Source organism: Candidatus Margulisiibacteriota bacterium, assembly GCA_041658645.1.
Lineage (GTDB): Bacteria > Margulisbacteria > WOR-1 > O2-12-FULL-45-9 > XYB2-FULL-48-7 > JBAZZV01.
On sequence record JBAZZV010000011.1, the window covers coordinates 1 to 22509 of the forward strand.

27 protein-coding genes and 1 tRNA gene are annotated in these 22509 nt (G+C 57.7%); all 28 read left to right on the forward strand.

Translation table 11 applies throughout. The annotated features are described in order from the left end of the window. Nucleotides 1–47: 47 nt before the first annotated feature. Nucleotides 48–1202 carry an MFS transporter gene (locus WC903_08145; GenBank protein MFA5893912.1) on the forward strand — a complete coding sequence of 385 codons (1155 nt, stop codon included), beginning with the start codon at nucleotides 48–50 and terminating at the stop codon, nucleotides 1200–1202. A 13-nt stretch (nucleotides 1203–1215) separates the two neighbouring features. Next, nucleotides 1216–2118, forward strand: a complete 903-nt coding sequence (locus tag WC903_08150) for a cation diffusion facilitator family transporter (protein ID MFA5893913.1) — start codon at nucleotides 1216–1218, stop codon at nucleotides 2116–2118. After that, a complete protein-coding gene (locus WC903_08155) occupies nucleotides 2102–2890 on the forward strand; it encodes an ATP-binding cassette domain-containing protein (protein MFA5893914.1) in 789 nt (262 codons plus the stop codon). Before WC903_08150 ends, WC903_08155 begins: the two co-directional genes overlap by 17 nt. Next, entirely contained in the window at nucleotides 2872–3639 is a 768-nt protein-coding gene (locus WC903_08160; GenBank protein MFA5893915.1) for an ABC transporter permease, read from the forward strand. Before WC903_08155 ends, WC903_08160 begins: the two co-directional genes overlap by 19 nt. A gap of 57 nt (nucleotides 3640–3696) precedes the next feature. Beyond that, on the forward strand, nucleotides 3697–4347 hold the full coding sequence (locus tag WC903_08165) for a hypothetical protein (protein ID MFA5893916.1): 651 nt from the start codon (nucleotides 3697–3699) through the stop codon (nucleotides 4345–4347). A gap of 204 nt (nucleotides 4348–4551) precedes the next feature. Further along, entirely contained in the window at nucleotides 4552–4701 is a 150-nt protein-coding gene (rpmG, locus tag WC903_08170) for a 50S ribosomal protein L33 (protein MFA5893917.1), read from the forward strand. Between the two features lie 3 nt (nucleotides 4702–4704). Next, nucleotides 4705–4775, forward strand: a tRNA-Trp gene (locus WC903_08175). 7 nt (nucleotides 4776–4782) lie between these two features. Further along, a complete protein-coding gene (gene secE / locus WC903_08180; protein ID MFA5893918.1) occupies nucleotides 4783–4968 on the forward strand; it encodes a preprotein translocase subunit SecE in 186 nt (61 codons plus the stop codon). A gap of 2 nt (nucleotides 4969–4970) precedes the next feature. Next, entirely contained in the window at nucleotides 4971–5687 is a 717-nt protein-coding gene (nusG, locus tag WC903_08185; GenBank protein ID MFA5893919.1) for a transcription termination/antitermination protein NusG, read from the forward strand. A gap of 4 nt (nucleotides 5688–5691) precedes the next feature. Beyond that, the gene (gene rplK, locus WC903_08190; GenBank protein ID MFA5893920.1) at nucleotides 5692–6114 is read left to right on the forward strand and encodes a 50S ribosomal protein L11; all 423 of its coding nucleotides are present in this window, start codon (nucleotides 5692–5694) and stop codon (nucleotides 6112–6114) included. After that, the gene (gene rplA, locus WC903_08195; GenBank protein ID MFA5893921.1) at nucleotides 6111–6809 is read left to right on the forward strand and encodes a 50S ribosomal protein L1; all 699 of its coding nucleotides are present in this window, start codon (nucleotides 6111–6113) and stop codon (nucleotides 6807–6809) included. The genes rplK and rplA overlap by 4 nt, the downstream gene beginning before the upstream one ends. Continuing rightward, nucleotides 6810–7340 carry a 50S ribosomal protein L10 gene (gene rplJ, locus WC903_08200; GenBank protein ID MFA5893922.1) on the forward strand — a complete coding sequence of 177 codons (531 nt, stop codon included), beginning with the start codon at nucleotides 6810–6812 and terminating at the stop codon, nucleotides 7338–7340. Between the two features lies 1 nt (nucleotide 7341). Next, complete coding sequence (rplL, locus tag WC903_08205; GenBank protein ID MFA5893923.1) at nucleotides 7342–7719, forward strand: 50S ribosomal protein L7/L12; 378 nt, start codon at nucleotides 7342–7344, stop codon at nucleotides 7717–7719. Next, nucleotides 7719–10985, forward strand: a complete 3267-nt coding sequence (gene rpoB / locus WC903_08210; protein MFA5893924.1) for a DNA-directed RNA polymerase subunit beta — start codon at nucleotides 7719–7721, stop codon at nucleotides 10983–10985. The genes rplL and rpoB overlap by 1 nt, the downstream gene beginning before the upstream one ends. After that, nucleotides 10975–15123, forward strand: a complete 4149-nt coding sequence (rpoC, locus tag WC903_08215; GenBank protein ID MFA5893925.1) for a DNA-directed RNA polymerase subunit beta' — start codon at nucleotides 10975–10977, stop codon at nucleotides 15121–15123. The genes rpoB and rpoC overlap by 11 nt, the downstream gene beginning before the upstream one ends. After that, nucleotides 15124–15516: a 30S ribosomal protein S12 gene (gene rpsL, locus WC903_08220; protein MFA5893926.1), complete on the forward strand. Its 393-nt coding sequence runs from the start codon at nucleotides 15124–15126 to the stop codon at nucleotides 15514–15516. Further along, complete coding sequence (gene rpsG / locus WC903_08225; GenBank protein ID MFA5893927.1) at nucleotides 15509–15979, forward strand: 30S ribosomal protein S7; 471 nt, start codon at nucleotides 15509–15511, stop codon at nucleotides 15977–15979. The genes rpsL and rpsG overlap by 8 nt, the downstream gene beginning before the upstream one ends. Nucleotides 15980–15986: 7 nt before the next feature. Next, on the forward strand, nucleotides 15987–18080 hold the full coding sequence (gene fusA, locus WC903_08230; GenBank protein ID MFA5893928.1) for an elongation factor G: 2094 nt from the start codon (nucleotides 15987–15989) through the stop codon (nucleotides 18078–18080). Next, entirely contained in the window at nucleotides 18081–18392 is a 312-nt protein-coding gene (gene rpsJ / locus WC903_08235) for a 30S ribosomal protein S10 (GenBank protein MFA5893929.1), read from the forward strand. Between the two features lie 2 nt (nucleotides 18393–18394). Further along, on the forward strand, nucleotides 18395–18937 hold the full coding sequence (rplC, locus tag WC903_08240; GenBank protein MFA5893930.1) for a 50S ribosomal protein L3: 543 nt from the start codon (nucleotides 18395–18397) through the stop codon (nucleotides 18935–18937). Next, entirely contained in the window at nucleotides 18937–19515 is a 579-nt protein-coding gene (gene rplD, locus WC903_08245; protein ID MFA5893931.1) for a 50S ribosomal protein L4, read from the forward strand. Before rplC ends, rplD begins: the two co-directional genes overlap by 1 nt. Then, on the forward strand, nucleotides 19515–19793 hold the full coding sequence (rplW, locus tag WC903_08250) for a 50S ribosomal protein L23 (GenBank protein ID MFA5893932.1): 279 nt from the start codon (nucleotides 19515–19517) through the stop codon (nucleotides 19791–19793). Before rplD ends, rplW begins: the two co-directional genes overlap by 1 nt. 1 nt (nucleotide 19794) lies before the next feature. After that, nucleotides 19795–20622: a 50S ribosomal protein L2 gene (gene rplB / locus WC903_08255; protein MFA5893933.1), complete on the forward strand. Its 828-nt coding sequence runs from the start codon at nucleotides 19795–19797 to the stop codon at nucleotides 20620–20622. Then, on the forward strand, nucleotides 20622–20906 hold the full coding sequence (gene rpsS, locus WC903_08260) for a 30S ribosomal protein S19 (protein MFA5893934.1): 285 nt from the start codon (nucleotides 20622–20624) through the stop codon (nucleotides 20904–20906). Before rplB ends, rpsS begins: the two co-directional genes overlap by 1 nt. Then, nucleotides 20903–21247 carry a 50S ribosomal protein L22 gene (gene rplV / locus WC903_08265; protein MFA5893935.1) on the forward strand — a complete coding sequence of 115 codons (345 nt, stop codon included), beginning with the start codon at nucleotides 20903–20905 and terminating at the stop codon, nucleotides 21245–21247. The genes rpsS and rplV overlap by 4 nt, the downstream gene beginning before the upstream one ends. Beyond that, nucleotides 21247–21921 (forward strand): 30S ribosomal protein S3, encoded by a 675-nt coding sequence (rpsC, locus tag WC903_08270; protein ID MFA5893936.1) that lies wholly within the window; start codon nucleotides 21247–21249, stop codon nucleotides 21919–21921. The genes rplV and rpsC overlap by 1 nt, the downstream gene beginning before the upstream one ends. Beyond that, complete coding sequence (gene rplP, locus WC903_08275) at nucleotides 21896–22306, forward strand: 50S ribosomal protein L16 (protein MFA5893937.1); 411 nt, start codon at nucleotides 21896–21898, stop codon at nucleotides 22304–22306. Before rpsC ends, rplP begins: the two co-directional genes overlap by 26 nt. After that, entirely contained in the window at nucleotides 22303–22509 is a 207-nt protein-coding gene (gene rpmC / locus WC903_08280) for a 50S ribosomal protein L29 (GenBank protein ID MFA5893938.1), read from the forward strand. Before rplP ends, rpmC begins: the two co-directional genes overlap by 4 nt.

The window sequence follows — 22509 nt, forward strand, 5'->3', positions numbered from 1 at the left end:
ATAGCATGATTTGTCATCCCCGTCAATTTGCGATAGAATAGCCCCCTGTGAAGACGAAAATACCGCGAAACGTCGTTTGGCTCGGTTTTGTCAGCCTCTTCAATGACCTTGCCTCCGAAATGATCTATCCGCTCATCCCGCTCTTCCTGACCTCGGTCCTCGGCGCCCCGATGGCGGTCATCGGCCTGATCGAAGGGGTGGCCGAAGCGACCGCCAGTCTATTGAAAGTCTTTTCCGGCTGGTTTTCCGACCTGGTCCAGCGGCGCAAGCCGCTGACTGTTTTCGGGTATTCTTTTTCCACCATCTCCAAACTGATCCTGGCGACCGCCCATATCTGGCCGACCGTCTTCTTTGCCCGGTTCATCGACCGCTTTGGCAAGGGGATCAGGGTCGCCGCGCGCGACGCGCTGATCGCCGATTCAACGGAGGCGGGGAGCCGGGGGGCGGTCTTCGGTTTCCACCGGTCGATGGATACGCTCGGCGCGGTCGGCGGGCCGCTGATCGCGGTCGGCTTAATGGCCCTCTTTGCCAATAACTATCGTCTCATTTTCCTGATCTCTTTTATCCCGGCGCTGATTGGCGTCCTGATCCTCCAGTTCTTTGTGACCGAAGTGATCAAACCAAAACCGGTCGAGAAGATCAAGATCGCCTGGGATGGTTTTGGCCCAAAATATAATCTGTTCCTTTTGGTCAGCGTCGTCTTTTCGCTCGGCAACAGTTCCGATGTCTTCCTGATCTTGCGCTCCAAGGACCTTGGCCTGTCGGTTATGATGGTCATGCTGGCTTATGTCGTTTACAACGTTTTTTACGCCGCTTTTTCCTATCCGGCCGGGATACTGGCCGATAAGATCGGCTTCAAGAAAGTCCTTTTAATGGGCTTCCTGATCTTTGCCCTGGTCTATTACGGTTTTGCCTCGACCAATAATCCTCATATGGTCTGGCTCTTATTTGCGGTTTATGGTTTCTATATCGCTTTTACCGAAGGGGTCAGTAAGGCCTATATTGCCAACCTGGCGCCAAAAGAGAAGGTCGGGACAGCGATCGGTCTCTATTATACGGTGACCGGCGTCTCGATCCTTTTTGCCAGTCTAATTGCCGGCGGGCTCTGGTCGGTTTTCGGCCCCTCGGCGACCTTCTATTTCGGGGCGATCATGGCGCTGCTTGCTTCCGGCTTATTTGTGGTATTATCATTCAAGAAGTAGAGGAGTTAATGTAATGGATAACCGTCGCGCCCTTTTTCTGGCCCTGCTGATCACCGCGATCATTTTTGGCGTTGAGCTAGTCGGGGGGTTGCTCTCCAACAGTTTGGCCCTTCTGTCCGACGCGGGACATATGTTGACCGATACTTTGGCGCTTGGCCTAGCCCTGCTGGCGGCCTTTTTTGCTGTCCGGCCGGCGACCAAAGAACGGACCTTCGGTTTTTACCGGTTGGAGATCCTCTCGGCCCTGTTCAACGGGGTGATCCTCTCGCTGATCTCCCTTTACATATTTTATGAGGCTTACATCCGTCTGCTCTCTCCGGTGGCGATTAAGAGCGATCTAATGTTAGCGGTAGCGATGATCGGACTCCTGGCTAATATCGGCGCCGCGGTCATCCTGGCCAAGTCTTCCCGGGATAACCTGAACGTGAAAGGGGCCTTTTTACACATTGTTTCCGACGCCGTTTCGTCGGTCGGGGTCATTGTCGGCGGCGTTTTGATCCATTTTCTCGGCTGGTATTATGTCGACCCCATTCTCGGCTTTGTGATCGGCGTGATGATCCTGCGCGGGGCGATCAGGCTGGTCTTTGAGTCGGTCAATATCCTCCTGGAAGCCGCCCCGGCGGGGATAGATCTACATGAAGTAGCCGCGACGATCAAAACGGTCAAGGGGGTTGAGGCTCTCCACGATCTGCATATTTGGACGATAACTTCGGGCCTGCACGCCATCTCGGCCCACGTCGTTGTGGCCGAAGCGGAAATAAAAAGGACGGCGGCGATCATCAGTGAGATCAACGCGCTGGTCAAGGCCAAATATCAGATCACCCACGCCACTTTCCAGACTGAATGTGACTCTTGCCCGGAGGGGTTGCTCTGTTATGTTGAGCCGGTAGAGAAGGAACATGGACACCACCACTGATATTATCAAAGTCGATAAGCTGACCAAAAAATTCAATGACCTGATCGCTGTTAACGGCATCTCGTTTTCGGTCAAATCGGGTGAGGTCTTTGGCTTCCTGGGGCCGAACGGGGCAGGGAAGACGACGACGATCAGCGTTCTCTGCACGCTGTTGCGGCCAACTTCCGGCACGGCGCATGTTGCCTGTTGCGATGTGACCAAAGAGCCGAACCGGGTCCGCCGCGAGATCGGCATCATCTTTCAGGACCCGTCACTCGACGATCGGTTGACCGCCGAGGATAACCTCCGCTTTCATGGTTTTTTATATAATATGGACAGAAAACGGATCAAGGAGCGGATCCCCGAAGTACTCAACCTGGTGGAGTTATATGACCGGCGGGGTGAATTCGTCCGCAAATTCTCCGGCGGGATGAAGCGGCGGCTGGAGATCGCCCGCGGTCTTCTCCATCAGCCCAAGCTGTTGTTTTTGGATGAGCCGACCCTGGGGCTCGATCCCCAGACCCGCTTACATATCTGGGAGTACATATTAAAGATGCGGCAGGAGAGCGGCCTCTCGATCTTTATGACGACCCACTACATGCAGGAAGCCGAGGTTTGCGACCGGATCGCGGTCATCGACCACGGCCAGATCGTCGACATCGACACGCCGGTTAACCTGAAAAGCAAATACGGCGAGAGCACGCTGGAAGGGGTTTTCCTCAAGATCACCGGGCGGGAGATCAGGGCGCAGGGGGGTGAGTCGTCCTGGTCGCAATGGATGAGGCGGACATGATCGGGGACTTTTGGGCGATCTACATCCTCTGGTTGCGCGATCTCAAGCGCTACTGGTATGACAAACCGCGGATCGTCGCTTCTTTGGGACAACCGTTATTGTTCCTTTTCGTTCTGGGGACCGCCTTGTCGCCTAATTTTCAGGGCCCGGCCAACATTAATTTCTCCGAGTTCATTTTCCCCGGTATCCTGGCGATGACCGTTCTTTTCACCTCGATCTTTTCGGCTATCTCGATCGTCTGGGACAGGGAATTCGGTTTCCTCAAGGAAGTCCTGGTCGCGCCGGTCTCGCGCTGGGCGATCGTGGTGGGGAAAGCACTGGGCGGTTCCACGGTGGCGGTCATCCAGGGGAGCATCATGCTGACCCTGGCCCCGTTGGTCGGGGTGGCCCTTACGCCGATCATCGTCCTAAAAACGGTCCTGGCCATGGCCCTGATCGCTTTTGCCGTTTCATCCCTCGGGATCGTTATTGCCGCCCGGATGAAGGAGATGGAAGGGTTCCAGATGGTCGTTAATTTCCTGATCATGCCGCTCTTCTTCCTCTCCGGGGCGCTTTTCCCGCTAGACCGGTTACCGGCCTGGTTAACCTTGCTGACGAGGATCGACCCCCTGACTTATGGCGTTGATCTCCTGCGCGGCTTTATGCTCGGGATAAATACCCTGCCGCTAACGCAGGACCTGCTTGTTATCCTTGGCTTCTGCCTGGTGATGATCGCGACCGCGGTCTTTGAGTTCAATCTAGCCGATTAATTGCTTGACAGTAATTAATAAAGTCGTATAATTCCTTTGATAGTTAAAGGGGGAAAAATGAAAAAAGTTGTTAGTTTTCTGATCGCTCTTTCCTTGTGCACTGGGTTCTTGAGCTTGTATGCGGCTGACGCGCTGACCAAGGACGAGGCGAACATTGTTTATAGCCTGGCCCAGAGGAAAAGCTACCGTCTTGGCCTGCGCGCCTCGATCATTTCTCCAACCGATAATATCCAGGTCAGCAAAGACGCGGCCTATGATCTCGGCCTGGAGTTTGACGCCAAACTGAATGAGAACCTCGATACCGGCCCGCGCTTCGGCCTGATCGGGAAAAAGCTGAATAACGGGACAAGCGTTAACGCCAATTATACCGCGATCAAGTTCGGCTATGGCGGCCGTATCTACACTATGTACTGGGGAGAATACGGCAGCTCGCACGGCTTCTTCAACCTCTACATTACCGGCCAGGTCGATTATTATGTGGTCAACAAGACCTCTGACATTACTTCGGGCGGCGCCCTGACCAACCCCTCGGCTTTTGCCGGGATTGGCGGGTATGGCGGGGTAGGCGTGGAATTGGCTTTTGGCCCGAACACTGGCGGCTTTATCGAGGCCGGGATGCAGCGGATCAGTGTCAAAGCGACCGCCGGCGAAGAGTTTCCGCTGGATGGCTATGTCATTGCCACCGGGGCGCGGCTGGCTTTCTTTTAAATAAAGAAAACAGCCAAAATAACCCCTTGACAGATAACCGGCATTTACTGTAAGATTAACACCTGTCTGCCTTGTGGGGATACGGCTTTAGTTTAGTCGAAGGCGACTTCCTGCCATTTATACTGGTTGGATTTTTATCACCCCCCTCTTTTTTCCGGTCAAACGGAGAAAGGGGGGAGTTTGTGTGTTTTGGGGTATTTAGCGATGAGAGAAATAATTACTATTGTTTGCGGCGAGTGTAAGAGAAAAAATTACACGTCGACAAAGAACAAGAAAAATACAAAAGAACGGGTAGAGCTCGCGAAGTATTGTCGCTGGTGCAAGAAACACACCAAGCACAAGGAGGAGAAGTAACGTGGGCCTGTCGGTTAATGGTAAACCACCGGTCTCCAAAACCGGGACTCCCCGTTCGAGCCGGGGCAGGCCCGTTCCTTTATGAAGGAAAAGATCCAGTCGTACCTGAAAGAGACCGTGTCCGAGATGAAGAAGGTGGTCTGGCCTGATCGCCGTTACGTGACCGTGGCGACCGTGATAATCCTGACCCTGGTCATCCTGACCGCCTTGTTCCTGATGCTGGTCGATTTTGTCTTTGCCGAGCTATTTAAAGTTCTGTTGAGATGAGTATGGAAGAAAACATTACGCCGGAAAACCAGGAAGACCAAGCGCCGCCGACGGGAGAGCCCGCGGAGGCTGCTGACGTTGCCCCGGTAGAGCCTCCGGCCGAACCGGTCGCCGGTCCAATTGAAGTTGAGCCGCCAGCCGCTCCCGAGGCTGCGGCCGCGGAGGCCAAGACGCCGGCCGCCAAGCCGGTAGCTGGCGAGAGAAAATGGTACGTTATCCAGACCTTCACCGGTCAGGAAGACAAGGCAAAAAAAGCTCTGGAGCAGACGATCATCGACGAAGGGTTGAAGGACCGGGTCTTCCAGGTGCTGGTCCCGGTCGAAGATGTGGTCGAGATCAAGGGCGGGAAAAGGGTCGAGCGGGTGAACAAGATGTTCCCCGGTTACGTTTTTCTCGACATGGTCTTAGACGATACCACTTGGTACATGATCCGGCAGACGAACGGCGTGGCGCGCTTCATCGGTTCCAAGGTCCAGCCGACGCCGGTCTCGGAAAAAGAGATGCAGAGGGTACTCAAACAGCTCGGGAAGCAAGAGCGGCTTGAGGTCTCCTTCGAGCGCGGGGAAGGGGTCAGGGTCATTTCCGGTCCGTTCCGGGGTTATACCGGGACGATCGACGAGATCAATTCGGAAAAGGGCAAGATGAAAGTGCTGATCAATATTTTCGGCCGGGACACGCCGGTCGAGGTCAATTTTGAGCACGCCCAGAAGATAAATTAGTCAGATGGCAAAAGAATTACACGTAAAAGTTAAATTGCAGATACCGGCCGGGAAAGCTAACCCGGCGCCGCCGATCGGCCCCGCTCTTGGCCAGCACGGCATCAACATCATGGAATTCTGTAAGCAGTATAATGCCGCGACCAAAGACAAGGGGGACTCCATTGTCCCGGTCGAGATCTCGGTCTACAAGGACCGCACCTTCACCTTTATTCTCAAGACGCCGCCTGTCGCCGACCTCCTGCGCAAAGCCGCCGGGGTGGAAAAGGGTTCCGGCGTGCCGAACAAGAACAAAGTTGGCAAGGTCTCCCCGGCCAAAGTGCGGGAGATCGCCGCGATCAAACTTCCTGACCTTAACGCCAACGACCTCGAAGCGGCGGCCAAGATCGTCGCCGGTACGGCCCGCAGCATGGGGATAGTGATCGAATGACACACGGCAAGAATTACTTGGCCAAAGCCAAATTGGTCAACCCCGAAAAGCTCCATACTCCGGCCGAAGCGATCGCTCTCCTCCCGGAGACCAAGCGCGCCAAGTTCGACGAAACGGTCGACCTGGCGGTCAAGCTCGGTGTTGATACCGTCAAGAATCCCTCGATCCGCGGCTCCGTGGCGCTGCCGGCCGGCAGCGGCAAAGCGAAAAAAGTCGCGGTCATTTGCCGGGCCGATCGGGCGGGAGATGCCCTGGCCGCCGGGGCGGTTGAGGCTGGCGCCGATGACCTGGTCGAGAAGATCCAGAAGGGTTTCCTCGGTTTTGACGTGCTGATCGCTTCGCCCGACATGATGGGGATGGTCGGCAAGCTCGGTAAAGTGCTTGGCCCGAAGGGTTTAATGCCAAATCCAAAAGTAGGGACTGTGACCGACGATATCAAGAAAGCGGTCAGCGAGTTCCGGGGCGGCAAGGTTGAGTTCAAGATGGACAAGAGCGGCGTCGTTGCCCTGGGGATCGGCAAGATCTCCTTTACGGCCGACGCGCTGCAGCAGAATTTTCGGGCGGTGATCGCGGCCCTCATTCACGCCAAGCCAAGCGGCGTCAAGGGCGTTTACCTGCAATCGGTCTCTCTGTCGACCACCATGGGGCCGGGGCTTAAGGTCAACCCGCGGGTCGCCCAGGATGAGGTCAGTTAAATGAGCGAGAAAGCGATCGCGGCCAAACAAGTAATAGTCGATGATTTGAAGGAGAAGATCGCGCGTTCCAGCGTGATCGCCGTGTCCGATTACCACGGTTATAGCGTCAAAGATCTCACCACCCTGCGCAAGAGGCTCCGCGCCGAGGGATCGGATTTTTGCGTTGCCAAGAACACCTTGATCGAGCGGGCGGTCAAAGAGTCCGGGTTCCCGGACCTGGTCGCCGGCCTGCGCGGGTCGACCGCCATTCTTTTTGGCTACCAGGAAGCGGTGGGGCCGCTCAAGATCCTCTTTAAGTTCATAAAAGAGGCCGAAAAAGGGGACGTCCGGGTCGGGGTCGTCGACAAGAATGTCTATGACCGCGGCAGTTTGGAGGCGATCTCTAAATTACCGTCGCGGGAACAGCTTATCGGCCAGGTCGTCGGCGGGTTTAAGTCGCCGCTGTTCGGTTTGGTGAACGTGTTGCAAGGGCCGATCAGAAAGTTGGCCTATGCTTTGGTTGCGATCAGAAAACAGAAAGGAGGCGAATAAGATGGCGAAAGTGGAAGAGATCATTACAGCAGTTGAGGGGATGTCGGTCCTCGAGTTGGCGGACCTCGTCAAGAAGCTTGAAGAGAAGTTTGGCGTGACCGCGGCGGCGCCGATGATGATGGCCGGAGCGATGGCGGGCGCGGCCGGTGGGGCGGAAGTGGCCGTCAAGGAAGATTTTGATGTCGTGTTGACCGCGACGGGCGACAAGAAGATCCAGGTCTTGAAAGTCCTGCGTGAACTGACCGGCCTCGGGTTGAAAGAAGCCAAGGACCTGGTCGACAACGCGCCGAAGACCGTCAAAGACAAACTGAAGAAGGAAGAGGCCGAGGAGATGAAGAAAAAACTCGAAGCTGAAGGAGCGAAAGTGGAGATCAAGTAATGGCTGTCAGGAAAAAAGTATTTACCGACCAGAAACGGGTGATGGAAGCTCCGGATCTTCTGGAGCTGCAGCGGGACTCGTTCAAATCGTTCCTCGAGGAAGGTTTTACCGAGGAACTTAAAGCGATCTCGCCGATCAAGGGTTTCCAGGGGAAACTGGAGCTCTCATTCACCGGCAAGCTATCGTTCGGCAAACCGAAATATCTGCCGCAGGAGTGCCTGATCCGCGAATCGACCTATGCCATGCCGGTCAAGGTGGAAACCCGCCTGCTGGTCAAGGAGAGCAAAGAGGTCAAGTCGCAGGAGGTCTTCATTGGCGACCTGCCGATGATGACCGAGCGCGGCACTTTCATCATTAATGGCGCGGAGCGGGTGATCGTTTCCCAGATGGTGCGCTCGCCGGGCGTCTACTACCGCGAGTCAAAGCGGAACGAGCGGACCGGCAAGATCAGCTACTATGCCACGGTCATTCCCGACCGGGGTGCCTGGCTGGAATTCGAGACCGATGCCGCCGGCGCGATCTTTGCCCGGATCAACCGGACCCGCAAGATCCCGATCGCCATGTTCCTCTCGGCCGTTGGCGCGACGGAAAAAGAGACCCTCGACTCGCTGGCCGAAGGTGAGTTCCGCCGCCGCTCGCTTAAGGAATGCCCGATCCTGCCGCACGATGAGGCGCTGATCGAACTCTACAAACGGCTCCGCCCGGGTGACCCGGTCACCCAGGAAGGGGCCCAGGTTTACCTGAACAACCTTTTCTTCAACCAGCGCCGCTATGATCTCGGCCGGGTCGGTCGTTACAAAATGAACCGGAAGCTGGGGATCAAAGTGGTGGAAGAAAAGCAGACCCTGACCAAGGAAGATCTGCTGGCCATGGTCCGCTACCTGGTCCTGATCCACACCGGCGAGGGCCTGTCGGACGATATCGATCACCTGGGTAACCGCCGCATCCGGGCCGTCGGCGAGCTGCTGCAACGCCAGATCAGGGTCGGTTTTGCCCGTCTGGAAAAATTGGTCAAGGAACAGATGATGATCAAAGGTAACGAACCGGTCACTCCCGGCCAGTTGATCAACATCCGTCCGCTACAGGCGGTCATTAAAGAATTTTTCGGCTCCAGCCAGCTGTCGCAGTTCATGGACCAGACCAACCCGCTGGCCGAGCTGACCCACAAGCGCCGCCTCTCGGCCCTCGGCCCGGGCGGGCTCAACCGCGAGCGCGCCGGCTTCGAAGTGCGCGACATCCATCCTTCCCATTACGGCCGGGTTTGCCCGATCGAGACGCCGGAAGGCCCGAATGCCGGCTTGATCGCCTCGCTGGCGACTTACGCCCGCGTTAATAAATATGGTTTTATCGAGACCCCGTACCGCCGGGTCGATAAAGGTCATGTCACCAGCCGGATCGATTTCCTGACCGCTGATATCGAGGACCTGCATAAGCTCGCCCCGTGCGACATCAAGCTCGACAAGAGCGGAAAGATCGTCGAGGACCAGGTGCCGGTCCGTTACAAGCGAGAATTCATCTTTGCCGCCCCCTCGGAAGTCGATTATATCGGCGTGGCGCCGGAACAGATCGTCGGTATCACTTCCGCTCTTATCCCTTTCTTGGAACACAATGACGCCAACCGCGCCCTGATGGGGGCTAACATGCAACGCCAGGCCGTGCCGTTGCTCGATCCCGAAGCGCCGATCGTCGGGACCGGCTGGGAGAAGAAAGTGGCGACCGATTCGCGCAGCCTGGTCACCGCCAAGAATTCGGGCAAGGTCCTTAAATCCGATGCCAGCGAGATAGTCATCCAGCGCTCCGGGACCAAGGATGTTTACCGTCTGATGAGTTTCGGCCGGAGCAACCAGGATACGATGCTTTACCAGCGTCCGCTTGTCCAGTCGGGGGAGAAGATTACGGCCGGCGATGTCATCGCCGACAGCGCGGCGACCGACGGCGGCGAACTGGCCCTCGGCAAGAACGTTATGGTCGCCATGATGCCGATGGAAGGTTATAACTATGAAGACGCCATTATCCTGTCGGAACGCCTGGTCAAGAAAGACCTCTTTACTTCCGTCCACATCCAGCGCTTGGAGATCGAGCTTCGGGCGACCAAGTTGGGGATGGAAGAGATCACTCGCGAGATCCCTAACGTTGGAGAGGACGCGCTAGCTCATCTCGATGACCGCGGTGTCGTCGTGGCCGGTTCTGAGGTGGAAGCGGGCGATATCCTGGTCGGCAAAGTAACCCCGAAAGGTGAGACCGAGCTGCCGGCCGAAGAAAAACTCCTCCGGGCGATCTTTGGCGACAAGGCGCGCGACATGAGAGACACTTCACTCCGCGTCCCGCCGGGCGAAGGGGGCAAGGTCATTGCCGTCCGCGTTTTCTCGCGGGAAAATGGTGACGAGCTCCCGCCGGGCGTGCATGAATTGATCAGGGTTTATCTGGCCCAGTTACGCAAGGTCAGCATCGGCGATAAAATGGCCGGGCGCCACGGCAACAAAGGGGTCATTGCCCGGATCATGCCGGAAGAAGATATGCCGTATCTGCCGGATGGCTCCCCGGTCGATGTTATCCTGAACCCGCTGGGCGTCCCTTCCCGCATGAATATCGGCCAGATCTTTGAACTGCTGCTCGGCCATGCCGGTTCGATCCTCAATAAGAAATATGAACTGCCGCCGTTCGATGAAATGATCGAAGAAGACGCCTCGATCAAACTGATCGAGAGGGAGTTAGAAGCCGCTGCCGCCAGTAAAGGGCTCAAGTGGCTGGACAAGACCGGCAAGGTTGAGCTCTATGACGGGCGGACCGGCCGGCCGTTCGGCCGCAAGGTCGCTGTTGGTTATATGTACATCATGAAGCTTATCCACCTGGTCGATGACAAGATGCACGCCCGCTCGACCGGGCCTTATTCCCTGATCACCCAGCAGCCGCTCGGCGGTAAGGCCCAGTTCGGCGGCCAACGCTTCGGTGAAATGGAGGTCTGGGCGCTGGAAGCCTACGGCGCGGCGCATACCCTGCACGAATTGTTGACCATCAAGTCAGACGACGTGGTCGGCCGTTCCAAGGTTTACGAATCGATCCTCAAGGGGAAGACCATGGGCCGGCTCGGCATTCCGGAGTCGTTCAAGGTCTTGATCAAAGAATTACGCGGCTTGGGGCTCGACCTCAAGACGATGACCGAAGATGGTAAAGAGGTCAATATTGATGATGAATCCCGGGTCGCCGGCCGTGAGGCGACACCGCAGATTTTTGGCCGATCAGGGGGAGGCAGAAGTGCCGATTAAGAAAACGGAAGAAAAAGAGTTCAGTTACGTTAAGATCGGTTTGGCTTCGCCGGAACAGGTCTTGGTCTGGTCGCATGGCGAGGTTGAAAAGCCGGAGACGATCAATTACCGGACCTTCAAGCCGGAACGGCGCGGCCTGTTCTGCGAAAAGATCTTCGGGCCGGTCAAGGATTGGGAGTGCCATTGCGGCAAATACCGCCGGGTCCGTTATCGGGGGATCGTCTGCGAGCGCTGCGGCGTTGAGGTCACGACCTCACGCGTCCGCCGCGAACGGATGGGCCATATCAAACTGGTCGAACCGGTCGCCCACATCTGGTTCCTGCGCGGCGTGCCGAGTTACATGAGCCTGTTGCTTGATGTTTCCGGCCGGGCGCTGGAAGAGGTCATTTATTACGACGCCTACATCGTGACCGAGGTGGCCGCCGACGTCAAACGGTTGAAGATCGGCACCATCCTGCGCGAAGCCGAATACCAGGAAGCCCAGGAGAAACACGGCAGTAAATTCAAGGCCGAGACGGGGGCCCGGGCGGTCAAAGAGCTGCTGGGGCGGATCGATATCGGCCAGCTCGCCCAGAAACTCCGCCGCGACCTGAAAGGGGCGACGGGGCAGAAGCGCCTCCGCCTGATCAAGCGGCTGCGCATCGCCGAATCTTTCCAGAAATCGAATAACCGTCCCGACTGGATGATCATGGACAATCTGCCGGTCATCCCGCCGGACCTTCGCCCGATGGTCCAGCTCGAAGGGGGGCGTTTCGCCACCTCCGACCTGAACGACCTGTATCGCCGGGTCCTCAACCGCAATAACCGCCTCAAGAAGATGATCAACATGGGGGCCCCGGAGATGATCATCCGCAATGAAAAACGGATGCTCCAGGAAGCGGTTGACGTCCTGATCGATAACGGCCGCCGCAAGCGGGCCGTGACCGGCTCCAGCGGCCGCCCGCTCAAGTCGCTGACCGACGGGATCGAAGGGAAGCAGGGTCGTTTCCGCCAGAACCTGCTCGGTAAACGGACCGATTATTCCGGCCGCTCCGTGATCGTGGTCGGCCCGCATCTCAAGCTCCATCAGTGCGGTCTCCCCAAGGAGATGGCTCTCGAGCTTTTCAAGCCGTTCGTTATCCGCAAGCTGGTCGACCGCGGCATTTCCCAGAACGTCAAGTCGGCCAAACGGCAGATCGAACAACAGGATGTCATCGTCTGGGATATCCTCGAAGAAGTGATCAAGGGCCATCCGGTCCTGCTCAACCGCGCGCCGACCCTCCATCGCCTTGGTATCCAGGCTTTCGAACCGATCCTGGTCGAAGGGAAAGCGATCCAGATCCACCCGCTGGTCTGCCCGGCGTTCAACGCCGACTTCGACGGTGACCAGATGGCGGTCCATGTGCCGCTTCTCCCCGAGGCGCAGGTCGAGGCGCGCATCCTGATGCTCGCTTCGAACAACATCCTGTCGCCGGCTTCCGGCCGGCCGCTCATTACCCCGACCCAGGACATGGTCCTCGGCACCTATTACATGACGGTCGACGATGACAACGCGCAGCCGGGCAAGGGGATGGTCTTCGCCAACGATTGGGACGCCATGATCGCCAACGACCTTGATGAGGTCCACCTGCACGCCAAGATCCGGGTCCGCCGGCACGGCGAGATCATCGAGACGACGGTCGGGCGGATCAAGTTCAACAACACGCTCAACCGGGTCCTCGAGCGCCGGGGCGTGACCGTTGAGTACCCGTATCTTAACCAGGTCCAGGGGAAGAAAGAGCTGGAAAAACTGGTCTCTGATTGTTTTGTCCGCTACGGCAGCGCTATTACCGCCGAGATCGCCGATGAGATCAAGCGGCTCGGCTTCAAATACGCCACCCTGGCCGGCGTCTCCATCTCTATTTCCGACCTGCAGGTCCCGGCCCGCAAGAAAGAGATCGTTGACCGGGCCAGTAACCAAGTCGCCAAGTTGGAGCAGCATTTCCGCGACGGATCGCTCTCGGCCAAAGAAAAGTTCATCCGCTCGCTCGACATCTGGGGCGGCGTGACCGAAGAGGTGACAGCGGAGCTCCTCAAGGAGATCGATAAGCTGAACTCAGTCTATATGATGGCCTTTTCCGGCGCCCGCGGCAACATCCAGCAGGTCCGCCAGCTCAACGGTATCCGCGGCCTGATGGCCGATCCGTTCGGCAACATCATCAATATACCGATCAAGACGAACTTCAAGGAAGGCTTGACCGTGACCGAGTATTTCATCTCCTCGTACGGCGCCCGCAAGGGGCTCGTCGATACCGCCCTGCGCACCGCCGATTCCGGGTATTTGACCCGCCGCCTGGTCGACGTTTCCCAGGACGTGATGATCACGGAAGAAGATTGCGGCGGCAAGGACGGCATTGAGCTGGCTACCGTGCGCGAAGGTTTTGAAGAGGTCATCTCCCTGGCCCAGCGCCTGGTCAATCGGACCCCGACCAAGAATATCGTCGACCCGCTCAGCGGCAAAACGCTGGCCAAAGCGGGCGAAATGATCACGCCGGAAGTCGCCAAACTGGTGGCCGAAGCAGGGGTGGAGAAAGTTGATGTCCGATCCCCCTTGACCTGCCAGACGAAGAAGGGGATATGCCAGAAGTGCTACGGCCTCGACCTCTCCAGCCTGAACCCGGTCAATATCGGTGAAGCGGTCGGCACTATCGCCGCCCAGTCGATCGGCGAGCCGGGCACCCAGCTGACCATGCGCACTTTCCACATCGGCGGGGTCGCGCTCCATAAGGCGGCCAAGACGTCGATCAAGGCCAAGCATACCGGGACGATCCATTTTGGCGAGGGGTTCGAGATCCGCGACATGGCCGATGAGTTCGGCGGCAAGCAAAAGTGGATCTCGCGCAGTTCGACCCTCTACATTAAGATCAAAGAGAAGAAAGAAGAGTATATCCTGCCGCTGGGGACCGTCCTCAAGGTCAAAGCGGGGGACAAGATCACCTCGGGGGATGCCCTGGCCGAATTCGATCCGACCTACGAGTATATCGTTTCCAGCTCGGTCGGCAAGTGCCGTTTCGTCGGGATGGAAGTTGTGACCCAGCGTAAAGAACGGGTCGCTAAAAAAGACGGCGAGATCTTTATTTATAACCCTAAGGTGAAGAAAGAGTACGAAGTCGCAAAAGACGCCCAGATCTTCGTTAAAGCCGGCGACAAGGTCAAGATCGGGGACGAACTGGCCACCGGGGTCATTTGTAAGACAGCCGGGATGGTCCTCGAGCAGAAAAAAGAGCTGGTCGTCGTGGCGCCGGGGGAAAGTTACCTGATCATTGCCGGCTCGCGTCTTTACGTTGAGGACGGGGCCGATGTTGAGAGTTATGATTTTGTCGCCCGGGTCGAATCGATCCGCCGCGACCCGAGTAAGACCCGCGACATCATTCAAGGTTTGCCGCGCGTCGAAGAACTGTTCGAGGCGCGCCATCCGAAAGATAAAGCTACCCTGGCGGAGATCGACGGCACCATTACCGTCAGCGAGCGCGAAGGGGCTCGTCTCGTGACCCTGCGCAATGCCAAGGATGAGCTGAAAGAGTACGAGGTTCCTTATGAGGTCCGACTGCGGGTTACTACCAACGATCGAGCGCACCGCGGCATGCAGCTGACCGAAGGGACGGTTGATCCTCACGACGTTCTGCGGATCCTGGGGGTCCGGTTAGCGCAGATCTTCCTGGTCGATGAGATCCAAAAGATCTATCGGGCGCAGGGCGTGACGATCGCCGATAAGCACATTGAAGTTATTATCCGCCAGATGACCCGCAAGGTCCGCGTCGTCATCTCGGGCGACACGATCCTCCTCCCGGGAGAATTGATAGACACGCGCCATCTGGACGAAGCCAACGAAAAGGTCAAGGGCGACAAGGCCGAAGCGACCGAGGTCTTGCTTGGCATCACCAAGGCGTCGCTCTCGACCGACAGCTTCTTCTCCGCCTGCTCGTTCCAGGAGACCGCCAGGATCCTGACCGAGGCGGCGATCAGAGGGCGGATCGATCCGATGTATGGCCTTAAGGAAAACGTCATTATCGGCCGGTTGATCCCGGCCGGGACAGGTTTTGCCGACTACCGCAACATTGAACTGGTGCCGACCGTTGGTACTGTGCCCAAAATGGAAGAAGGGCGGGAGGAAGAATAAATGCCGACTATTAACCAATTGATCAGGAAAGGACGCCAGCGCTCAAAATCGCGCACCAAAGCGCCGGCGCTGAAAGGTTGCCCGCTGCGCCGCGGGATCTGCGTCCGGGTCTACACGACCACCCCGAAGAAGCCTAATTCCGCTTTGCGTAAAGTAGCCCGTGTCCGGTTGACTACCGGGATCGAGGTTTCGGCTTATATCCCGGGGGTCGGACACAATCTGCAGGAGCATTCGGTCGTACTGGTCCGCGGCGGCCGCGTCAAGGACTTGCCTGGTGTCCGTTATCACATTGTCCGCGGCGCGTTCGATACCCAGGGGGTCGAGAACCGCCGCCAGAGCCGTTCCAAATACGGGGCCAAACGACCGAAAGCGGGAGGTAGCAAAGGTGCCTAGGTACGGTAAAGTCCCCAAGAGAAAGATCGCGGCTGACGTTGTTTATAACAGCGTCCTGGTCCAGCGTTTCGTCAACAAGATGTTCTGGGACGGGAAAAAGAGCAAGGCCGAGACCGTTTTCTACGGGGCCATGGAGCATATCAAAACCAAGCTTAATCAGGAGCCGTTGCCGATCTTCGAAAAGGCGATCGGCAATCTTTCGCCGCTGCTCGAAGTTAAACCGCGGCGCGTCGGCGGCGCCACTTATCAGGTCCCGGTCGAAGTGACCAGAGAACGGGCCCAGGCTATGGCCATGCAGTGGCTGCGTGAATCAGCCCGCGAACGCTCGGGCAAGTCGATGATCGAGAACCTGGCCGGCGAGATCATTGACGCGTCCAACAGCACGGGGACCGCGATCAAGAACAGGGAGAACCTCCACAAGACGGCGGAAGCCAATAAGGCTTTTGCCCACTTCAGGTGGTAAAGCGCTAATGACCAGAGAATGTCCGATCGAAAAATATAGGAATATGGGTTTTGCCGCGCATATCGATGCCGGCAAGACCACGACGACGGAGCGGGTGCTGTTCTACAGCGGCCGTCTTCACCGCATCGGCAATGTCGATGAGGGGAACACGGCTATGGACTGGATGGTGCAGGAAAAAGAGCGCGGCATTACCATCACTTCGGCCGCGACGACCACTTTCTGGAAGGACCACCGGATCAATATTATCGACACTCCCGGGCACGTCGACTTTACCGTCGAAGTGGAGCGGTCCATGCGGGTGCTGGACGGGGTGGTCGTGATCTTTTGCGCCGTGGGCGGCTGCCAGCCCCAGTCGGAGACCGTTTGGCGGCAGGCGACCCGTTACAAGGTGCCGCGGATGGCTTTCATCAACAAGATGGACCGGCTCGGCTCTGATTTCCTGCGCGTGGTCTTGCAGATGAAAGAGCGCCTGCAGACCAAGCCGGTCGTAATGCAATTGCCGATCGGTGCCGAGGATGCCTTCAAGGGAATGATCGACCTGGTCGAGATGGAAGCGATCATTTACGAGGACGAGCTCGGGATGAAATTCGGCCGCGGCCCGATCCCGGCCGAACTGCAGGAACAGGCCAAGCTCTACCACGACCTGCTGGTCGAAGCGGCCGCCGAGGCCGACGACGTCTTGCTGGAAAAATATATGACCAACCATACTTTAAGCAAAGAGGATATCAATGCCGGCATCCGCAAGCTGACGATCGACAGCCAGATCGTCCCGGTTTTCTGCGGTTCATCTTTCAAGAACCGCGGCGTCCAGCCGCTGCTCGACGGGATCGTCGCCTACCTGCCGTCGCCGCTCGACAAGAAACCGGTGGTCGGGGTCAACCCGAACAACGGCGGCGAAGAGACGCGCACCGCCTCCGACGACCAGCCTTTCTCGTCGCTGGCCTTCAAGATCATGACCGATCCGTTCGTCGGCCGGTTGACCTTTTTCCGGGTCTATTCCGGCGTCCTGGCGACCGGTTCCTATACCTACAATTCGGTCAAGGGGCGCAAAGAGCGCGTCGGCCGGTTGCTCCAGATGCACGCCAACAAGCGCGAGGAGATCTCCGAGATCTTTGCCGGAGATATCGGGGCGATCGTGGGCTTGAAAGATACGACCACGGGTGATACACTGTGTGACGAGAACAAGCCGATCATCCTCGAGTCGATCCAGTTCCCGGAACCGGTCATCTTCGTGGCCATCGAGCCGAAGAGCAGCGCGGACCAGGAAAAGCTCGGTACGGCTCTGTCTAAGCTGGCGGAAGAAGACCCGACGTTCAGGATCAAGGGCGATCCGGAAACTGGCCAAACCATCATCTCCGGCATGGGTGAACTCCACCTTGAGATCATTGTTGACCGCTTGCTGCGGGAATTCAAGGTTGAGGCCAACGTCGGTAAGCCCCAGGTCGCTTACAAAGAGACGATCAGGGGAGCGGCGGAACAGGAAGGGAAGTTCATCCGCCAGACCGGCGGCCGCGGGCAGTACGGGCACGTCTGGATCAAGATCGAACCGCTTGAGGTCGGTAAGGGTTTTGAATTTGTTAACGATATCGTTGGCGGCACAATTCCGCGTGAATACGTTCCGGCGGTCGAAGCTGGGATCAAAGAGGCGATGACGACCGGCGTGCTGGCCGGTTATCCGGTCCTCGATATCAAGGCGACCCTGTTCGATGGTTCCTACCATGACGTCGACTCGTCCGAGATCGCTTTTAAGATCGCCGGCTCCATGGCTTTTAAGGCCGCGGTCATGAAAGCGAAACCGGTCCTGCTGGAGCCGGTGATGAAGGTCGAGGCGGTCGTCCCCGAACAGTACATGGGCGACGTGATCGGCAACTTGAGCAGCCGGCGCGGCCACATCGAAGAGATGGAGTCGCACCAGGGGATCCAGACGATCAAGGCCAAGGTGCCGCTGGCCCAGATGTTCGGTTATTCCACCGACCTGCGCTCCATGTCCCAGGGTCGGGGGACCTATACGATGGAATTCTGCGAGTACCGCGAGGTACCGAAAAATATTGCCGAAGGGCTGATCGAAAAATCCGCTCCTTCCGGCAAGCAGGGGACGTAAATGGCAAAACAGCGGATCAGGATCAAATTAAAGAGTTTCGATCACCGGATACTGGACCAGTCCGCGCTCAAGATCGTGGACACCGCCAAGCGGGCGGGGGCCTTTGTCTCCGGGCCGGTCCCTCTGCCGACCAGAAAAGAAATATTCTGCGTCCTCCGTTCGCCGCATGTTGACAAGAAATCGCGGGAACATTTTGAGATGCGCACGCACAAAAGGTTGATCGATATCCTCGACCCGCCGCCGCAGACGGTCGAAGCGCTGATGCAGCTTGACCTGCCGGCCGGGGTGGATGTCGAGATCAAGATGGATTAAGCATGATCGGCATAAAAAAAGGAATGACCCAAATATTCGATGAGAGCGGCAACGCGATCGGCGTGACGGTCGTTGAGGCTGGGCCGTGCATCGTGACCCAGGTCAAGTCGCCAGCCAAGGAAGGCTACGCGGCGGTCCAGGTCAGTTTTGCCAAAAAGAAGCGCGAGATCAGGGTGGACAAAGCGGAAGATTATCAGGTCGGCCAGGAATTAAAGGCCGATCTTTTTGCCGCCGGTGACCTGATCCATGTGACCGGGGTCTCGATCGGCAAAGGTTTTCAGGGGACCATCAAGCGGTTCCATCACCATCGCGGACCGATGTCCCATGGTTCGAAATCACACCGCCTGACCGGTTCGATCGGTTCCGGCGCCACGCCGGGCCGGGTCTGGCCCGGCCGCCCGATGCCGGGACGGATGGGGAACGTTCAGGTCACTGTCCGCAAGGTCCGGGTCATTCAAGTCATCGCGGAGAAGAACCTGATCCTGATCGCCGGTTCGGTCCCGGGCAAGATCGGTAATTTAGTTTCGTTGAGGAAGGCAAAATAATGCCGCAGTTGACTCAAAAGGTCTTTAATGAAAAGTTAAACAGCGCGGTGGTCCACGAAGCGCTCCGCTGGTATCTGGCCAGCCGGCGCCGCGGGACCCACAGCGCTTTGACCCGGACCGAGGTTTCCGGCGGCGGTAAAAAGCCGTGGGCGCAGAAGGGAACCGGTCACGCTCGCGCCGGGAGCAATCGCTCACCGCTCTGGCGCCATGGCGGCGTGATCTTCCCGCCGAAGCCGCGCGACTACGGCTATGCCTTGCCCAAGCGGGTCAGGAAGCTGGCGTTGCGGGTCGTCCTGTCAGAGCTCAACCGCGAAGGGCGGATCTTAGCCCTGCCGACAGTCGCGGTGGCCGAGGCCAAGTCCCGGGCTGGGCTTAAGTTCCTGAAAGAGCAGGGGGTGAGCGGCCGGGCGATCGTCTTGCTCGGTAGCCCGGAGGCGACGACCGAACGGGCGTTGCGCAACCTGGCCGGCGTTTCCGTCATTACCTGTGACGACCTTAATATCCATGACCTGCTGCAGACCGAGTGGCTGGTCCTCGACGCGGCCGCGCTCAAAATTCTAGAGGCGAGGTTAAGCTAATGGAATTTGACAAGATCATCGTCGCCCAGCTGGTCACCGAAAAAAGTATTACCGGCCGGGCCAATTCTCGTTACGCCTTCCGGGTCAACCTGGGGGCGACCAAGATCGATGTCAAGCGGGCTGTCGAGCAGTATTTTAAGGTTAAAGTTTTGGACGTCAATACCTGCCATGTGCGGGGTAAGGCGAGGATGGGGAAGAAGATCGGCTGGACAGCCACCTGGAAAAAAGCCTATGTCACGCTAGCTCGCGGCCAGAAGATACAGGAGTTAGAAGCCTAAAATGGGTATCAAGCAGATGAAGCCCCGCAGCCCGGGGACAAGGTTCGCGATCGTCGATGATTACTCGGATATAACCAAGAGTTATCCGGAGAAGAAACTGCTGGCCAAACAGAAGCAGCAAGCGGGGCGCGACTGGCGCGGTTTCGTCTCGATGCGCCATCGCGGCGGCGGCAACAAGAAGCATTACCGGATAATTGATTTCCGGCGCGACAAGGATAATATGGCGGCCACGGTTATCGGGATCGAGTACGACCCGAACCGCAACTGCCGGATCGCCCTGGTCGAATATGAGGACAAGGAGCGGCGCTATATTTTGGCCCCGGTCGGCCTTCAAGACGGCGAAAAGATCATGTCCGGGGTGGAAGTCGATATTAAAGTTGGCAATGCCCTGCCGCTCCGCTCGATCCCGATCGGGACCACCGTCCATAACGTAGAGATGGAGCCGGGCCGGGGAGGGCAGCTCGCCCGTTCCGCCGGGGCCGCTCTGGTCCTGCTGTCCAAGGAATCGGGTTATGGCATTATCAAGCTGCCGTCCGGCGAGCAGCGGATGATCCATCTGAACTGCCGGGCGACCGTCGGCCAGGTCGGTAACCTGGACGCGAAAAACATGGTGCTCGGCAAAGCCGGGCGCAAGCGCCATCTCGGCCGGCGGCCGGAAGTGCGCGGGGTCGTTATGAACCCGTGCGACCATCCGCACGGCGGCGGCGAAGGCAAATCAGGCATTGGTCGCGAGCATCCGGTCACCCCTTGGGGTAAACCGACGCTCGGTTATAAGACCCGCAAACCGCGCCGGCGCAGTGACCGGTTTATTCTGACGAGGAGGAAGTAATGGGACGCTCGATCAAAAAGGGCCCGTATGTCGACGAAAAACTCCTGAAGAAGGTCCAGAAGATGACGCTGGCCAAAGAGAAAAAGGTGCTCAAGACCTGGGCGCGCAACTGTACGATCATCCCGGAAATGATCGGCTTCACGTTCGCCGTCCATAACGGAATTAAGCATATCCCGATCTTTGTCTCGGAGAACATGGTCGGCCACAAGCTGGGCGAGTTCTCCCATACCAGGAATTTCCGGAGCCATAGTTCGCCGACCAATAAAGCCACGACACTGACATGACAATAGTAAGAGCCAAAGCTAAATGGGTCAAGAGTTCCGACCGGAAACTGCAGCGGGTGCTGGAGCTGGTCCGCGGCAAAATGGCCGGGGAAGCGCTGACCCTGCTTCGTTTCATGCCCCAAAAAGGGGCGCGGATCATCGAGAAAGTCCTGAAGTCGGCCCTGGCTAACGCCAAACAGAACCACAAAATGGAATCGGCTAATCTGGTCGTCTGCGAAGCTTATGCCAATAAAGGGATCATCATGAAAAGGATGCAGCCGCGGGCGCGCGGCCGTGGTTTTCCGATCAAGAAACGGACCAGCCATGTGACGGTCGGCCTCAGCGCTCTGGAGGGAGTTTAATGGGACAAAAGATACATCCAAAAGGTTTGCGGCTCGGCATTATCGAAGAGTGGGATAGTTTTTGGTATTCCGGGAAGCAGGATTTTCCCCGGCTGCTGAAAGAGGACTATGACATCCGCAAACATTTAAAGAACATTCTCTTTCGCGCGGGGATAGCCAGGATCAAGATAACCCGCAAAGCGAACCAGATCCAGATCGACATTTATTCCGCCAAGCCCGGGCTGATCATCGGCCGGGGCGGCAAAGAGATCGCGGCCGTGCGGGAAGATCTGATGAAGAAGGTCGGTAAGCAGGTGCAGCTCGATGTCCACGAGGAGAAGAATCCCGATGCCAACGCCCTTTTGCTGGCCGAGAGCATCGCCGCCCAGCTCGAAAAGCGGATCTCTTTCCGCCGGGCGATGAAACAGGGTGTCTCCCGGGCGATGCGGGCCGGGGCCAAAGGGGTTAAATTGATGGTAGCCGGACGGTTAGGCGGTTCCGAGATCGCGCGGACCGAAAAATACCGCTTGGGCCGTGTGCCGCTGCATACCCTGCGGGCGCGGATCGATTACGGTTTCACCGAAGCGATGACCATGTACGGCAAGATCGGCGTCAAGTGCTGGATCTACAAAGGCGAAGTCCTGCCGACCGTTAAGGAAAAGGAGAAAAGTGGTACTAGTACCGGGCAAAACTAAGTTCAGGAAGCACCAACGGCGGCGGCTGCGCGGCCGGGCGACGTTGGGCGCGACCATTAATTTCGGCGAATACGGCCTGCAGTCGACCGAGGTCGGTTATTTATCAACCAACCAGATCGAATCGGCCCGCAAGACCATTGCCCACCATTTCAAGCGCGGCGGCAAGATCTGGCTGCGCGTTTTTGCCGACAAGATCGTTACGGCCAAAGCGGCCGAGACCAGAATGGGTGGCGGCAAGGGGGCCCCGGTCAGGTTTGAAGCTCCGGTCAAGCGCGGCCACATCATTTTCGAAGTGGCCGGTGTGACTGAACTTGAAGCGCGGGAAGCGCTCCGCCTGGCGGCTTATAAGTTGCCGTTAGCGACGCGGGTGGTAGTTAAGCAATGAGTACGGCACTGTTGGACTCAAAACAACTCCGGGAGCTGTCGGCGGGCGAGCTGCACAAGAAGCTCGACGAGACCCGGCGCGAACTGGTCGGCCTGCGGATCCAGCGGGCTAACCAGCAGCTCAAGAATTTGTTAAAGATCCGCGAGCTCCGGCGGATGGTCGCCCGGATCCTGACCATCGTCCGTGAGAAAGGAGACAAGTAA